Origin of the sequence: Jannaschia sp. S6380, assembly GCF_023015695.1 — a bacterium.
Taxonomy (GTDB): domain Bacteria; phylum Pseudomonadota; class Alphaproteobacteria; order Rhodobacterales; family Rhodobacteraceae; genus Jannaschia.
On sequence record NZ_JALKAS010000002.1, the window covers coordinates 734,773 to 749,003 of the forward strand.

General features: G+C 69.2%; 13 protein-coding genes. 9 read left to right on the forward strand and 4 right to left on the reverse strand.

Annotated elements, in window-relative coordinates; all coding sequences use genetic code 11:
• Positions 1 to 31: 31 nt before the first annotated feature.
• On the forward strand, positions 32 to 1,180 hold the full coding sequence (locus MWU52_RS16680; protein WP_246954202.1) for an MFS transporter: 1,149 nt from the start codon (positions 32 to 34) through the stop codon (positions 1,178 to 1,180).
• Here the strand turns inward: MWU52_RS16680 and MWU52_RS16685 are convergent.
• Entirely contained in the window at positions 1,143 to 2,327 is a 1,185-nt protein-coding gene (locus MWU52_RS16685; protein ID WP_246954204.1) for an alpha-hydroxy acid oxidase, read from the reverse strand. The genes MWU52_RS16680 and MWU52_RS16685 overlap by 38 nt on opposite strands.
• A gap of 133 nt (positions 2,328 to 2,460) precedes the next feature.
• Between MWU52_RS16685 and MWU52_RS16690 the strand changes: the two genes are divergently transcribed.
• Both MWU52_RS16690 and MWU52_RS16695 read left to right on the forward strand, forming a co-directional pair.
• On the forward strand, positions 2,461 to 3,558 hold the full coding sequence (locus MWU52_RS16690) for a twin-arginine translocation pathway signal protein (RefSeq protein ID WP_246954206.1): 1,098 nt from the start codon (positions 2,461 to 2,463) through the stop codon (positions 3,556 to 3,558).
• Positions 3,551 to 4,036, forward strand: coding sequence for a MarR family transcriptional regulator (locus tag MWU52_RS16695; protein WP_246954208.1), 486 nt, complete (start codon positions 3,551 to 3,553; stop codon positions 4,034 to 4,036). Before MWU52_RS16690 ends, MWU52_RS16695 begins: the two co-directional genes overlap by 8 nt.
• Here MWU52_RS16695 and truA read toward each other — a convergent pair.
• Positions 3,991 to 4,779, reverse strand: a complete 789-nt coding sequence (gene truA, locus MWU52_RS16700) for a tRNA pseudouridine(38-40) synthase TruA (RefSeq protein WP_246954210.1) — start codon at positions 4,777 to 4,779, stop codon at positions 3,991 to 3,993. The genes MWU52_RS16695 and truA overlap by 46 nt on opposite strands.
• 104 nt (positions 4,780 to 4,883) lie before the next feature.
• Here truA and MWU52_RS16705 point away from each other — a divergent pair, with 104 nt between their 5' ends.
• The 5 genes from MWU52_RS16705 (at position 4,884) to MWU52_RS16725 (ending at position 12,686) form a co-directional block, all read left to right on the forward strand.
• Positions 4,884 to 6,281: a YcjX family protein gene (locus MWU52_RS16705; RefSeq protein WP_246954212.1), complete on the forward strand. Its 1,398-nt coding sequence runs from the start codon at positions 4,884 to 4,886 to the stop codon at positions 6,279 to 6,281.
• 62 nt (positions 6,282 to 6,343) lie between these two features.
• Entirely contained in the window at positions 6,344 to 7,405 is a 1,062-nt protein-coding gene (locus MWU52_RS16710) for a TIGR01620 family protein (RefSeq protein WP_246954214.1), read from the forward strand.
• Between the two features lies 1 nt (position 7,406).
• Positions 7,407 to 9,044, forward strand: coding sequence for an FAD-dependent oxidoreductase (locus MWU52_RS16715; protein WP_246954216.1), 1,638 nt, complete (start codon positions 7,407 to 7,409; stop codon positions 9,042 to 9,044).
• Positions 9,045 to 9,453: 409 nt separating this feature from the next.
• Positions 9,454 to 12,432, forward strand: a complete 2,979-nt coding sequence (ileS, locus tag MWU52_RS16720; protein WP_246954218.1) for an isoleucine--tRNA ligase — start codon at positions 9,454 to 9,456, stop codon at positions 12,430 to 12,432.
• Positions 12,433 to 12,452: 20 nt separating this feature from the next.
• A complete protein-coding gene (locus MWU52_RS16725; protein WP_348645533.1) occupies positions 12,453 to 12,686 on the forward strand; it encodes a DUF3253 domain-containing protein in 234 nt (77 codons plus the stop codon).
• An 84-nt stretch (positions 12,687 to 12,770) separates the two neighbouring features.
• Here MWU52_RS16725 and cobO read toward each other — a convergent pair whose 3' ends face one another.
• Positions 12,771 to 13,382 (reverse strand): cob(I)yrinic acid a,c-diamide adenosyltransferase, encoded by a 612-nt coding sequence (gene cobO, locus MWU52_RS16730; RefSeq protein WP_246954220.1) that lies wholly within the window; start codon positions 13,380 to 13,382, stop codon positions 12,771 to 12,773.
• Between the two features lie 118 nt (positions 13,383 to 13,500).
• On the opposite strand from cobO, the gene MWU52_RS16735 reads away from it, so the two are divergent.
• Positions 13,501 to 13,803, forward strand: a complete 303-nt coding sequence (locus MWU52_RS16735; protein ID WP_246954221.1) for a hypothetical protein — start codon at positions 13,501 to 13,503, stop codon at positions 13,801 to 13,803.
• An 89-nt stretch (positions 13,804 to 13,892) separates the two neighbouring features.
• On the opposite strand, the gene MWU52_RS16740 is transcribed toward MWU52_RS16735, so the two are convergent.
• Positions 13,893 to 14,111 (reverse strand): hypothetical protein, encoded by a 219-nt coding sequence (locus tag MWU52_RS16740; protein ID WP_246954222.1) that lies wholly within the window; start codon positions 14,109 to 14,111, stop codon positions 13,893 to 13,895.
• Positions 14,112 to 14,231: the final 120 nt, after the last annotated feature.

A 14,231-nucleotide genomic window follows, 5' to 3' on the forward strand; every position in this document is an offset into this window, starting at 1 on the left:
CCCCACCGGGCGCCGCCTTGCGCGCCGTGCCATGACGTCCATCCTGCCTGCCCTGCGGCTGAGCCGGGCGCCCGTCTCCGCCTTCATGGCGGTCGGCCTGACCTGGGGATGCGTGGCGGCGATGGCGCCCGTCCTGAAGGCCCGGATCGGCGTCGACGACGCAACCTTCGGCCTCTTGCTTCTGGGTACCGCGATCGGTCTGGCAACGACACTCTACGTGGCGCCGCGATGGGACCGGCGGATGGGCGCTTGGGCGATGCCCGCAGGCACGGTGATGCTTGCCCTGGCGGCCGTCCTTCCGGCCTTCGCGGTGACCGTCCCGGCCTTCTTCGTGATCCTCGCGGTGATGGGGGCGACGTCCGGGTTGACCGACGTGGTCATGAACGCGCGCGTCTCCGAGATCGAGGCCCGGACCGAGCGCAGTTTGATGAACGTGAACCACGCCATGTTCTCGGTCGCCTATGCCGCCTCCGCGCTGCTGACGGGCGCCATGCGCGAGGCTGGATGGGCGCCGGAGGCGATCTTTCCGGCCATTGCCGCGCTGGTCCTGTTGACGGCGCCCTTCCAGATGATGCAGGTCGCCCCGGCGGCCACCGATGCGGAGCTGCGCGCACGCCGCCTGCCGCTGTCGCTGGTGGCGCTGTGCGGCGGGATTGTCCTGATCGGGTTCATGGCCGAGGCCACCGTCGAAAGCTGGTCCGCCCTTCATATCGAACGGACCTTGAGAGGCGGCGCCGCCGAGGGCGCATTCGGCCCGGCCATGCTGGGCCTGACGATGGCCGTCGGGCGCTTTTCGGGCCAGGCCGTCGCCGCGCGCCTGTCCGAGATCGGCGTGATCCGCATCGCGGCGGGGCTGGCGGTGGCCGGCGTGCTCATCGCGGCGGCGGCGCCCACCCCCGTGACCGCCTATGTCGGGTTCGGGTTGATGGGTCTCGGCATATCGGTGATCGGGCCGATGGGCCTCGCACTGGCGGGGCGGCTTTCGACGCCATCGATGCGCACGGCGGTGATCGCGCGCGTGGCGGTCATCGGTTTTCTGGGGTTCTTCATCGCACCCGCGCTCATGGGCCTGGGCGCGCAGGCCTTCGGTCTGCGCTGGGCCTTCGCCTGCGTCGCGATCCTGTTGGCCCTGGTCTGGCCGCTCAGCCGTTTCGCCCGTGAGGCTCCCACTCGCCCCTGAACCCCCTGGGGATCAGCAGGTCATGCGGCCCGACATCGTGGATGTCCTTTTCGCCGCAAAGCGCCATCGTGACGTCCAACTCCTTCCGGATCACCTCCAGGGCGTGCGTCACGCCGGCCTCGCCCATGGCGCCCAGGCCGTAGATGAAGGCGCGCCCGATATAGGTGCCCCGCGCGCCCAGGGCGACCGCCTTCAGCACGTCCTGCCCCGAGCGGATGCCGCCATCCATGTGGATCTCGACCTCGGACCCCACCGCGTCCACGATCTCGGGCAGCATCCGGATTGAGCTGAGCGCGCCGTCGAGCTGTCGGCCGCCATGGTTCGACACCACGATGGCGTCGGCCCCGACCTGCAGCGCCATGCGCGCATCCTCCGCGTCGAGGATGCCTTTCAGGATCAGCTTGCCACCCCATTTCTCCTTGATGCGGCGGATCTTGTCCCAGTCCAGCCGGGGGTCGAACTGCTCCGCCGTCCAGGATGAAAGGCTGGACGCGTCGCCGACCCCCTTGGCGTGACCCACGATATTGCCGAAAAACCTGCGTTTGGTCCGGGCCATGCCCAGGCCCCACTGCACCTTCGTCATCATGTTCGCGATCGAGGCGGGCGTCAGCTTGGGCGGCGCGCTGAGGCCGTTCTTCAGGTCCTTGTGGCGCTGGCCGAGGATCTGCAGATCCAGGGTCAGGACGAGCGCGTCGCAACCGGCCGCGCGGGCCCGTTCGATCAGGCGGTCGACGAAATCCTCGTCGCGCATGACGTAGAGCTGGAACCAGAACGGCTTGGTCGTGTGTTCCGCGACATCCTCGATCGAACAGATTGACATCGTGGACAGGGTGAAGGGCACGCCGGCCCGCTCGGCGGCGCGGGCGGCCAGGATCTCGCCATCGGCATGCTGCATGCCGGTCAGGCCGACGGGGGCCAGCGCCACGGGCATCGAAACCTCGCGCCCGACCATCGTCGTCGCGACCGAGCGGCCCTCCATGTCGACGGCGACGCGCTGGCGCAGACGGATCAGGTCGAAATCGGTTTCGTTGTCACGGAATGTCTGTTCGGTCCACGACCCGGACTGACAGTAGTCGTAGAACATCTTCGGCACGCGGCGGCGGTAGATGTCGTGCAGATCGTCCACTGTCGTGATGGTGGGGGGCATTGCGACACTCCGGAATTGGTCAGGTTTTCTAACCGCGTTCATGACGACGTGGCAATACAAGACGCTTGCATAAAGTGCAACGTTGTACCATATAGTACGATATTGCATTATATGGAGAGTCGAGATGACCCGCATGACGCGCCGGAATACCCTGAAGCTGATCGGCGGGGGCACCATCCTTGCCGCAACCGCCGCGACCGGCACCTATCTCGGCACGCGCACGCCACACGCCGCGCTGGCGCCCTGGGCCATGGCCGGTCAGTACGACGATCCCCGGTTGCGCGCGCTCAGCTTTGCCTTGCTGGCGCCAAATCCGCACAACCGCCAGCCGTGGGAAATCGCCCTGGAGGGCGAGGACGGCGTCGTCCTGTGGCGCGACAAGACCCGCGATTTGCCCGTGACGGATCCGTTCTCGCGGCAGTTGACCATCGGAATGGGGTGCTTTCTGGAACTCGGTCGAATGGCCGCGGCCGAGGAGGGGTTCGACACCGATGTCACCCTGTTCCCCGAAGGCGAGGACGGGCCCGTCGCGCGCCTGGGCCTGCGGAACGGTGGAACGCCCGATCCCCTCTTCGCACATGTCATGGAACGCCGATCCCACAAAGAGCCGTTCGATCCCGTCGCCGTCGGACCCGAGGCGGACGTCCTGGCGCCCTACGCGCAGCTCTACCGTGACGGGCCCGACCGCGACCGCCTGCGACAGATCGCCCGCGACGCCATGATGGTCGAGGCCAACACCCCCGCCGCCATGAAGGAAAGCGTCGACCTGTTCCGTATCGGGCGCGCCGAGATCGAGGCGAACCCCGACGGCATCGACCTCGGCGGTCCCATGCTGGAAACGCTGGGGCGCGTGGGCCTTCTGTCGCGCGAGGCGGCGATGGACCCCGACAACCCCGGAACCCGCGGCCATCTGGAGGGCATGTCCGACACCATACTCAGTGCGCCGGCGATCCTGGCCCAGACGACGCGGACGAACACCCGCCTCGACCAGATCGAGACGGGGCGCCGCTGGATGCGCCTCAATCTGGCGGCAACGGGTGCGGGGCTGGCGCTTCGGCCCGTCAGCCAGGCGTTGCAGGAATATCCGGAGGTGGCTGAATATCGTCGGGCCGTCCACGCGATCGTGGCACCGGATGGCGGAACGGTTCAAATGCTCGGCCTGCTGGGGTATGCAGAACGGACGCCGCGCACCCCGCGCTGGCCACTGGAGACACGTATCCGGAATGCCTGACGAGCGCGCGTCGAGCGACGAGACCCTTTATCGCGCGTTCGCGATCTTCAACGAGATCGGGATCGTCTCGCAACTCGGCCGTACGATATTCGAGGCGCGGCTGCCGCCCGGGGTCCTGCTGCCGCACTTCACCTTGATCAACCACCTCGTCCGCGTGCGCGACGGGCAGACCCCCCTGGCCATGGCACGCGCGTTCCAGCTGCCCAAAACGACGGTGTCGCACATGGTGTCGGTCGTGGCGCGACATGGCTGGGTCACGCTGCGCCCCAACCCCGAGGACGGACGCTCCAAGCGGGTCTGGCTGACCGAATCCGGCCGCGCCTTCCGCGAACGGGCGATCCGCGCCGTGGCCCCCGATCTGGCCGAGATTTCCGCTGCACTGGGGGATACCGCGCAGGATGACCTGCTGCGGCAACTGACCGCCCTGCGCGTCTATCTCGACGCCCGCAGGGACGATCCGAACGGATCCTCCGGATAGCCGACCCCGGTCAGGATCAGGCCATCGGGCGGCGCCACCGGTCCGCAGGCGGCACGGTCGCGCGCGGCAAGCGCATCGCGGACCCGATCGGCGGGCCAGGCCCCGGCGCCCACGCGTTCCAGCGTCCCGGCGATCGAACGGACCTGGTTGTGCAGAAACGACCGGGCCCGCAGATCCAGCCGGATCTCCTGCCCGCCGGGATAGGCGTGTTCCGTGATCGTGATCGCGTCGATGGACTTCACGGGCGACTTCGCCTGGCAGATCGAGGCGCGGAACGTCGTGAAATCATGCCGTCCGACCAGATGCCGCGCCGCGTCCCGCATCGCCTCGACGTCAAGCGGCCCCGGTACGCGCCACATCCGCCCGCGGTCCAGTGTCAGCGGCGCCCGGCGCGCGGCGATGCGGAAGGTATAGCGCCGTTCGACAGCCGCGAACCGCGCGTGCCAGTCATCGGCCACCCGCGCGCAGGCGTTGATCGCAATCGGGGCCGGCTTCAGATGCCAGTTCACGGCTTCCGACAGGCGGAACGGGTCCCAGTCGCGCTGCAGATCGGCCTGCGCCACTTGGCCGGTCGCGTGCACGCCCGCATCCGTGCGCCCGGCGGCAGCGGCGGCCGGCATCGCGGGGTCGAGGGTGCGCAGCGCCTCCTCGAGCGTCTGTTGCACGCTTGCCGGCCCGTCCTGCCGCTGCCAGCCGGCGAAGGGGCGGCCGTCATATTCGATGCGAAGGGCGAAGCGTGGCATGGCCGGCGTCTTAGGCCGCCCTGTCCCGCCATGCCACCCCGTCAGGGGGACTTTCCCTCACCCGGTCGCGCGCCTACCTTGCGGGACCAAGCAGGGGGACGTGGATGATCGGACGGCTGGCGGACGCGGTGACGCGCGGTTTGGGGGACGTGACCTCCACGGTGACGGACGTGTTCGACCCGACGCTGCGGCTGGGCGTCACGGGCCTCAGCCGTGCGGGAAAGACGGTGTTCGTCACCTCGCTTGTGGCGAACCTCATCGATCGGGGCCGGATGCCGGGCTTTTCGGCCGGCGGGCGTATCGAGACGGCGTTCCTGCAGCCGCAGCCCGACGATACCGTCCCGCGCTTCGACTACGAAAGCCATCTGGCGGCCCTGACCGCACATGATCCGCACTGGCCCGAAGGGACACGTGCGGTGTCCGAGTTGCGCCTTTCGCTGCGCGTCCGGCCGGCGGGCCTTCTGTCGGGGCTGCGCGGCAACCGTACGGTTCACCTGGACATCGTGGACTATCCCGGCGAATGGCTTCTCGACCTGGGCCTGATGGAGAAATCCTACGACGAATGGTCGGCCCGCGCGCTCGGCCGCCTGGCGGCCTGGAACGCCAGCGACTACGAGGCGGTGATGCAATCCGTCGACCCGGTTGCGCGGCTGGAGGAGCCCACGGTGCAGAAACTGGCGCGCAGCTACACCGCCGCGCTGCGGGCCGCCAGGGCCGCCGGGGCTTATGACCTGACGCCGGGACGTTTCCTGCTGCCCGGTGAACTGGAAGGATCGCCCGCGTTGACATTCGCGCCGCTGCCCCCGGGCGAGGCGCCGCGCGGCAGCCTGCGGCGCGAGATGTCCCGCCGGTTCGAGGCTTACAAGAAGCAGGTCGTCTATCCATTCTTCCAGGACCATTTCGCCCGGCTGGATCGGCAGGTCGTGCTTCTCGACGTGCTCGGCGCCGTGCGCCGCGGCCCCCGCGCGGTCGAGGAGATGCGCGCCGCCATGACCGACATTCTGCAGGCCTTCCGCCCCGGTGCCATCGGTTGGCTCATGTCGCTGCTGGGCGCGCGCCGGGTCGACCGCATCCTGTTCGCGGCCACCAAGGCCGACCATCTGCACCATTCGCAGCACGCGCGCCTGACCACGTTGCTCGAGGCGATGGTCCGCGACGCCAGGTCGCGCGCCGATTTCGCGGGCGCCGAGACGAAGGCCCTGTCGATGGCGGCCCTGCGCGCCACGGTCGAGGAGGAGCGCGAGCATCGCGGCGAGATCCTGCCCGTCGTCCGTGGACGGCTGGCCGAAACCGGGCGCGAGACGGCGCTCTATCCCGGCGAGCTTCCGGCCGACCCCGCGCATCTTCTGGTGCCGGCCCGACAGGGCGCAACAGACTGGCTGGACGGCGAATACGACCTGATGGAGTTCGCGCCCGCCCCGCTGACGCTGCGCCCGGGCGAGGGGCCGCCGCATATCCGCCTCGACCGCGCGGCCGAATTCCTGCTGGGCGACCGGATCTGAGCGATGTTGCATCCCGCACGTGCCGACATATCTGCAAGGACGGCTGAACGGGGAACGCATCCATGACCGACGGATCCGAAGGCGGACCGCGCCGTCGCGCGGTCCTGTTCGATGTCGAAGGCGACCAGCCCGCTCCGCGGCGCGGTTCGGTCCGCCTCGACGCGCCGGAGGGCCGGGTCGATCCCGCCACGGCCCCGCCCGTCCCCGATGCGGAGGTTGCGCCGCCCGGATCCGGCCGGGCGATGCAGACCGTCGCCCTGTTGGTGGCCCGGCGGCAGAACGGCCTGGCCGGGTGGTTCTTCGCGGCGCTGACCGCGGTGGTCGGTTTCATGCTGACGGTCGCGGCCTGGGAATTCGTGACCGGGCTTCTTGCCGCGCGGCCGGTCCTGGGCTGGATCGCCGCGATCCTGGTCGGCGCTTTCGTCGCCGTGTCGCTGGCGATCGCACTGCGCGAGATCGTGGCCCTGGCCCGGCTCGCACGGATCGACGACCTGCGCACGGAGGCCGCGGCGGTCACCGACCTCAAGGGCGCACGTGCCCTGGCCGATCACGTGGCGCGGTTCTATGCCGGCCGTCCCGACACGCGTTGGGGCCGCGAAGATCTGGCGGCCCGCCGTGCGGACGTGTTCGACGCCGATGCCCTCGTCGCACTGACCGAGCGCAGCCTGCTTGTCCCCCTCGATGCCGCCGCCACGCGCGAGGTGGAAGCCGCCGCGCGGCAGGTCGCCCTGGTCACCGCCGTGGTGCCGTTGGCGCTGGCGGACGTGGTGGCGGCGCTGACGTCCAACCTGCGCATGATCCGCCGCATCGCCCTGATCTACGGCGGCCGCGGCGGCACGCTGGGCAGTTGGCGCCTGGCACGGACCGTCCTGACACATCTGGCCGCCACCGGGGCGGTCGCCGTGGGGGATGACATGATCCAGTCCGTGGCCGGCGGCGGTGTCCTCGCCCGGCTCAGCCGCCGTTTCGGCGAAGGCTTGGTGAACGGCGCGCTGACGGCGCGGGTGGGCGTGGCCGCGATGGAGGTCTGCCGGCCGCTGCCGTTCACCCATGAGCGTCCGCCACGGATCACGTCGGTGATCCAGCGGTCGCTGACCGGCCTGTTCGGCCAGAAGGAGACCTGAGATGGAAAGTCTGGCCCAGGATCTGAGCACGATGGTCCGTACCCCGCTAACCGACGACCATGTCGCACGCATCCGCGAGATCGGGCGCGAGATGGAGTTCGGAGCGGGCGAGACCTTCGTCGCGTTGGGCGCGCCGATGGACCGGTTCCTGTATCTTCTCGAAGGGGAGGCCGAGGCGGTCGATCCGGTGACAGGCGGGCGCTACGGCGACGGGTCGACGCTCGGTCCCGGACAGTTCGCCGGGGAGATCAGCTTCCTGACCGGCGCGAAATCCATGCTGGCGATGCGCGCGGTCCGCGACTGCCGCTTTCTGGTGGCGGACCGGGTGCCCATGCTCGAGCTGATGAGCCGCGTGCCGGAGATGTCGGACATTATCGTCACCGTGCTGGCCGCGCGCCGCCGGCGCCTGCTCGAAAGCAACGAGGCAAGCCTGACGCTGATCGGCATCGACCGGGATCGGCAGATCGCCGCGATCGCGGCCTTCGCCGGTCGCAACCGCATCCCGTTCCGCGCGCTGGACCTCGACGGCGGCGAGGCGGCGGAGGTGGCGCAGAGTTGTTCGATCCGCCCGACCGAGCCGGCGGTCGTGTTCGGCAAGGACCGGGTGATCGAGGCGCCGACGCCGCGCAAGATCGCGCGTCTGTTCGGACTGGACCTGGAGCTCGAATCTGATTGTGTCCACGACGTCCTGATCGTCGGCGGCGGGCCCGGCGGGATCGCGGCCGCGGTCTATGCCGGGGCCGAGGGGCTGTCGGCGCTGGTGGTGGAGGACGCGACCATCGGCGGGCAGGCCGGCACGTCCAGCCGGATCGAGAACTACATGGGCTTTCCGACGGGGATTTCGGGGGCCGACCTCTGCTGGCGGGGCGAGGTTCAGGCAATGAAGTTCGGCGCGCGCTTCGCGGTCCCCCGCCGCGCCACGGCGCTCGCGCGCCGCGAGGACGGGATCTTCTGCGTCACGCTCGACGACGGGACCGAGACCTGCGCCCGCGCGATCGTCATCGCCACCGGTGTCCAGTACCGGCGCCTGCCGCTCGACCGTCTGGAGGCGTTCGAGGGCGCGGGCGTCTATTATGCCGCGACCGAGATCGAGGCGCGGTTCTGCCGAGGCACCGACGTGGCGATCATCGGGGGCGGAAATTCGGCCGGACAGGCGGCGATGTTCCTGTCGCGTCACGCACGCTGCGTGCACCTGCTGGTGCGGGGCGACAGCCTGGCCGACAGCATGTCCAGCTATCTGAGTGGACGGCTGGAGGCCGACGAGGCGATCCGGGTGCGATACAACACGGAGGTCGCCTCGCTGGAAGGCAACGGCAAGCTCTCGGCCATTCACCTGAAGGGCGATGGGGTCGAGCCGGGCGACGACCGTATCGCGTCGCGCGCGCTTTTCGTGATGGTCGGAGCGGCGCCGAACACCGCCTGGCTCGGCGATCAGGTCGCGAGCGACGACAAGGGCTTCATCCTGACGGGCGATGCCGTGGGCCGCGACAGCCCCTTCGCCACATCGCTCGACGGGGTGTTCGCGGTGGGCGACGTGCGTGCGGGTTCGGTGAAGCGCGTGGCGAGTTCGGTGGGCGAGGGGTCGGTGGTGATTTCCAGGGTCTGGGATCACGTGGCCGGGCAGGCACCGCCGGGCTGACCCGGCCCCGCCGGGGCGGCCGTTCGGGCCCGAGGCGCGGACCGATCGACCGGGTCAGTCCCGCCGGCGCGGCCGGGACAGGACCAGCGGGGCCAGGACCAGGATGCTCGTGGCGACGATGGCGATAAGCGGGGACATGGCGGCTCCTCCTTCGCCGCCGATACTGCGGGCCAATGGTGAACGGAAGGTTAACGCCTGTCGGCCCCCGTCCAAGCATGGCGTGCGGCCCCCGCATGGTGCCCGGCTTGCCGTTCCCGCCCGACGGTGCCTATAACGCCGGCGATGACGGAACCCGCGCTCATAGACACGCGAATTAGCCCCCCGGCGCCCTGATCCACGGGGCGGCCGGGCAAAGGTGTCGCGGCCCGCGCACCGACCTTCTACCAACGCCGATCCGAAGGACGCACGCATGAGCGCGGAATCCCCCGACTACAAGTCCACCCTGAACCTGCCGCAGACCGATTTCCCGATGCGCGCGGGCCTGCCGAAACGCGAACCCGAATGGCTCGACCGCTGGGCGCGGATCGGCGTCTACGACCGCCTGCGCGAAAAGGCGGCGCGCGCGCCTTTCACGCTGCATGACGGTCCGCCCTATGCGAACGGGCATCTGCATATCGGGCACGCGCTGAACAAGACGCTCAAGGACATGGTGGTCCGGTCGCGCCAGATGATGGGCTTCGACGCGCGCTACGTGCCCGGCTGGGACTGCCACGGCCTGCCGATCGAATGGAAGATCGAGGAGGCATACCGCGCCAAGGGCCGCGACAAGGATGCCGTGGACGTGGTCGAGTTCCGCCGCGAATGCCGCGACTTCGCCGCCCAATGGGTCGACGTGCAGCGCGAGGAGTTCAAGCGGCTGGGCATCACCGGCAACTGGGCCGACCCCTATCTGACGATGGATTTCCATGCCGAGGCGGTGATCGCGGCGGAGTTTCAGAAGTTCCTGACGAACGGGCTGGTCTATCAGGGCTCCAAGCCCGTGATGTGGTCGCCGGTCGAGAAGACCGCCCTGGCCGAGGCGGAGGTGGAGTATCACGACCGCCAGGTCGACGCGATCTGGGTGGCCTTCCCCGTCGTCGCGGCCCGGTCCGACGTCTACGAGGCCGAGACAGCCTATGCCGAGGAGGAGGAGATGCAGGGCCAGCGGGCCAGCATCCTCGAGGCGTCGGTCGAGCGCGAGGCGCAGCTTCGGGCGGCACGCGTGCTTATCTGGACCACCACGCCCTGGACGATCCCGCAGAACCGCGCGATCTGCTTCGGGCCGGACATCGCCTACGGCCTCTACGAGGTCGTCGCCACGCCCGAGGAATGCTGGGCCGAGGCCGGCCAAACCTACATCATCGCCGATGCGCAGGCCGAGGGCGCGCTGGCCGCCGCCCGGCTGGACCCCGCGATGTGGCGCCGCGTCCGCCCCGTCCAGGTCGAGGAGTTGGCCGCGCTGACCTGCGCCCACCCCCTGCGCGGGGCCGATGGTGCGGCGGGCGAATGGGATTACGACGTCCCGCTTTTCCCCGGCGATCACGTCACCGACGACGCCGGCACGGGGTTCGTCCACACCGCGCCTAGCCACGGCGACGACGACTACCAGATCGGTCTGAAGCATGGCCTGCCCATGACCTACAATGTCGAGGCCGATGGGACCCTGCGCGCCGATCTGCCCTTCTTCGGCGGCGAGGCGATCATCCGGCCGAACGGCAAACCCGGCGGCGCCAACAAGGCCGTCATCGACAAGCTGGTCGAACGAGGCGCCTTGCTGGCGCGCGCCCGACTGACGATCTCCGACGCCCATTCCTGGCGATCCAAGGCTCCCGTGATCCGCCTGAACCGCCCGCAATGGTTCGCCGCCATCGACCGGCCCGTGGGCGATGGGCGGGACGAATATGGTCGCACCGTGCGCGCCCGGGCGCTGACCTCCATCGACAGCCTGGTGGAATGGACGCCCCGGCGGGGCCGCAACCGCCTGCATTCGATGATCGAGAACCGGCCCGACTGGGTCCTCTCACGCCAACGTGCCTGGGGCGTGCCGTTGACCTGTTTCACGCGCGTGGGCGCCGCGGCGGACGACCCGGACTTCCTGCTGCGCGACCCGGAGGTGAACGCCCGCATCATCGCCGCCTTCGAGGCGGAGGGCGCCGACGCCTGGTACAAGCCCGGCGCGAAGGAACGCTTCCTCGGGTCCGACCACGATCCGGCCGACTGGAACAAGGTCGACGATATCCTGGACGTCTGGTTCGATTCCGGCTCCACCCACGCCTTCGTGCTGCGTGATCGCGACGACGGGACGGAGGACGGCATCGCCGACGTCTATCTGGAAGGCACCGACCAGCATCGCGGGTGGTTCCATTCCTCGATGCTGCAAGGTTGCGGCACGCTGGGACGTGCGCCCTATCGCGCCGTGGTCACGCACGGGTTCACGCTGGACGAGAAGGGCGTGAAGATGTCCAAGTCGCTCGGCAACACCATCGTCCCGCAGGAGGTGGTCGACCAGTACGGCGCCGATATCCTGCGCCTCTGGGTGGCGACCGTCGATTACACGTCCGATCACCGCATCGGGCCCGAGATCCTCAAGGGCGTCGCCGACGCCTATCGCCGGCTTCGCAACACGATGCGGTTCATGCTCGGCTCGATGACGGATGCCGCGCCGGTCGACACGCTTGAGATGCCGGAGCTGGACCGATGGGTCCTGCATCGCCTTTCGCAACTGGATGACGAAATCCGCGCGGCCTATGCCGCCTATGATTTCGCCGCGGTGTTCCAGGCCATCTTCCAATTCGCCACGGTCGACCTGTCGTCGTTCTACTTCGACATTCGCAAGGACGCGCTCTATTGCGACGGCGATACGCCGCGCCGCCGTGCCGCGCGGACCGTTCTGGGGCTGCTGCACGAACGCCTGACGACCTGGCTCGCGCCGATCCTGCCGTTCACCATGGAGGAGATCTGGTTGGAGGTGCATCCGGGCGAGGACTCTTCCGTCCACCTGCAGGATTTCCCCGCGCCGCGTCCCGGCTGGCACGATTCCGAACTGGCCGCGCGATGGTCGCGCATCCGAGCCGTCCGCCGCGTCGTGACAGGCGCGTTGGAAATGGCGCGGCGCGAGAAGATCATCGGATCGTCGCTGGAGGCCGCGCCCGTCGTGCATGTCGACGCCGAGACGGCCGCGCTTCTGGCCGGCGTCAATTTCGACGACATCTGCATCGTCAGCGCGATCACCGTGACCGACACCCCCGCCCCGCCCGAGGCCTATCGGAGCGAGGACACCGACGGCGTGGCCGTCGTCTTCGCCCAGGCCCAGGGCGGCAAGTGTCAGCGGTGCTGGAAGGTCCTGCCCGATGTCGGCCACCACGGCCATGACGGCGTCTGCGCCCGCTGCGACGCGGCACTGTCCTGACGGGCCCGTCCGACGATCGTATCGCCGCGGCGCTGCGCGAGCTTGCGCGGCGTCGCGGAGCGGATGCGAGCTTCTGCCCGTCCGAGGTCGCGCGGGCGCTGACCGACGACTGGCGCCCCCTCATGCCGCGCATCCGTGCCGTTGCGGCGACCCTGCCCGGCCTCATGGCGACCCAAGGCGGCGTACCGGTCGACCCGGTGACGGCAAGCGGCCCGATCCGCCTGCGCGCGGCGCCGCCCGACCGTCAGACGTAACGGACGCCGAAACTGCCTTGGACGGCGCGGTATCCCGTATGGGATCCGCCCGGCGGCGCGTCACCGCGCGGCGGGCGGGTCGTCCTAGAACTCGACGCCGCGCTGTGCCTTCACGCCCGACCGGAAGGGGTGCTTGACCAATTCCATTTCGGTCACCAGGTCGGCCAGCTCGATCAGTTCCTCGCTCGCGTTGCGTCCGGTGCAGACGACATGCGTCATCGGCGGTTTGTTGTCCCGCAGCCAAGCGACTACCTCGGTCGCGGAGACGTAATCGTAGCGCAGCGCGATGTTGATCTCATCCAGCAGGACCATACGGTTCCGCGCATCCGCGATCAGTTCCTTCGCCTTTGCCCAGGCGGCCTGGGCCATCTCGATGTCGCGGGACTTGTCCTGCGTCTCCCAGGTGAAGCCCTCGCCCATGGTGTGGAACTGGCACAGGTCGCCGAAATTCCCGGTGATAAGGTCGCGTTCGCCGGTGCCCATGCCGCCCTTGATGAACTGCACGACGGCGCATGGCATGTCGTGGGCGATGCAGCGGAAGATCATCCCGAACGCGGCCGAGGACTTGCCCTTGCCCTTCCCGGTGTGAACGATGATCAGGCCCTTCTCCTCGGTCTTGGTGGCCATGATCTTGTCGCGGGCAGCCTTCTTCTTGGCCATCTTCGCGTTGTGGCGATCGGTGTCTGCGTCGGTCATCCTGCGGCCTTTCGGGTGGAAACGGGGCCGACTGTCGGGGGCGGGGCGGGCCGGGTCAAGGGCGGCGCGCCCGGTCCCGTTAACCGTCCCTTAACCGATGAACGCGATAGGTCCGGACATGAAGCATTTCGCCCCTCCGCTCCTCATCGCCATCCTGACGGCCTGCAACACGGCGCATCCGCTCGACGGGTTGGATCGCAAGGGCACGGCCAGTGCCGGCGGGCACGACTTTCGCATCAATTGGAACGCCGAGTCGGCACAGGCCACGCGCACGAACCCGGCCTGGCGTCCGGATCTCGCCGGTGTCATCGCCGCAGCCGTGGCCGCGACGGAAACCGCGACCGCCTGTTCCGTGATTCCCGGATCGGCCAGCGGCGATATCGCATTGGTGAACATGGCGCTGGACTGCCGATCGGGCTGACCGACCCCCGTCATGCCAAGACGCCCGCCGGGCAGGGCGGGCGTTCGGTGTTGTTCGTTGGTTGCGGGACGCGATGGCATCCCCAACAATCAGCGCGAGGGCGAGCAGATCCCGGCATCGTCGCAGAACACGCCCGCGAGGCCGCCCAGGATCGCGCCCCGGTCGCCATTGCCCTTGACCACCTTGGCCGCGCCGTAACCGGCGGCGGCGCCGACCAGGCCCCGCTCGACATCGCTGTCGATGAAACCACCGGGGGCGCAGGCCGACAGGAGGGCGGTCACGGCGACGAGGGGAAGAATGCGTTTCATGTCTTGGTCTCCGAAAGGGTCGGCGTCTTGCCGGGAAAAGGACGACGCACCGTTGCGCCGGTCACCCGCATCGCGCCCTGCAGGGAATCTCCCATGCGTTGGCCCGAGGCTGGCTTGGCC

What these genes read in the sequence shown, in the direction of transcription:
- MWU52_RS16695 (WP_246954208.1), top strand. Translation starts at nt 3,551, where the DNA reads ATGCCTGACGAGCGCGCGTCGAGCGACGAGACCCTTTATCGCGCGTTC.
- MWU52_RS16680 (WP_246954202.1), top strand. Translation starts at nt 32, where the DNA reads ATGACGTCCATCCTGCCTGCCCTGCGGCTGAGCCGGGCGCCCGTCTCC.
- MWU52_RS16685 (WP_246954204.1), bottom strand. Translation starts at nt 2,327, where the DNA reads ATGCCCCCCACCATCACGACAGTGGACGATCTGCACGACATCTACCGC.
- MWU52_RS16715 (WP_246954216.1), top strand. Translation starts at nt 7,407, where the DNA reads ATGGAAAGTCTGGCCCAGGATCTGAGCACGATGGTCCGTACCCCGCTA.
- MWU52_RS16740 (WP_246954222.1), bottom strand. Translation starts at nt 14,111, where the DNA reads ATGAAACGCATTCTTCCCCTCGTCGCCGTGACCGCCCTCCTGTCGGCC.
- cobO (WP_246954220.1), bottom strand. Translation starts at nt 13,382, where the DNA reads ATGACCGACGCAGACACCGATCGCCACAACGCGAAGATGGCCAAGAAG.
- ileS (WP_246954218.1), top strand. Translation starts at nt 9,454, where the DNA reads ATGAGCGCGGAATCCCCCGACTACAAGTCCACCCTGAACCTGCCGCAG.
- MWU52_RS16705 (WP_246954212.1), top strand. Translation starts at nt 4,884, where the DNA reads ATGATCGGACGGCTGGCGGACGCGGTGACGCGCGGTTTGGGGGACGTG.
- MWU52_RS16690 (WP_246954206.1), top strand. Translation starts at nt 2,461, where the DNA reads ATGACGCGCCGGAATACCCTGAAGCTGATCGGCGGGGGCACCATCCTT.
- MWU52_RS16735 (WP_246954221.1), top strand. Translation starts at nt 13,501, where the DNA reads ATGAAGCATTTCGCCCCTCCGCTCCTCATCGCCATCCTGACGGCCTGC.
- truA (WP_246954210.1), bottom strand. Translation starts at nt 4,779, where the DNA reads ATGCCACGCTTCGCCCTTCGCATCGAATATGACGGCCGCCCCTTCGCC.
- MWU52_RS16710 (WP_246954214.1), top strand. Translation starts at nt 6,344, where the DNA reads ATGACCGACGGATCCGAAGGCGGACCGCGCCGTCGCGCGGTCCTGTTC.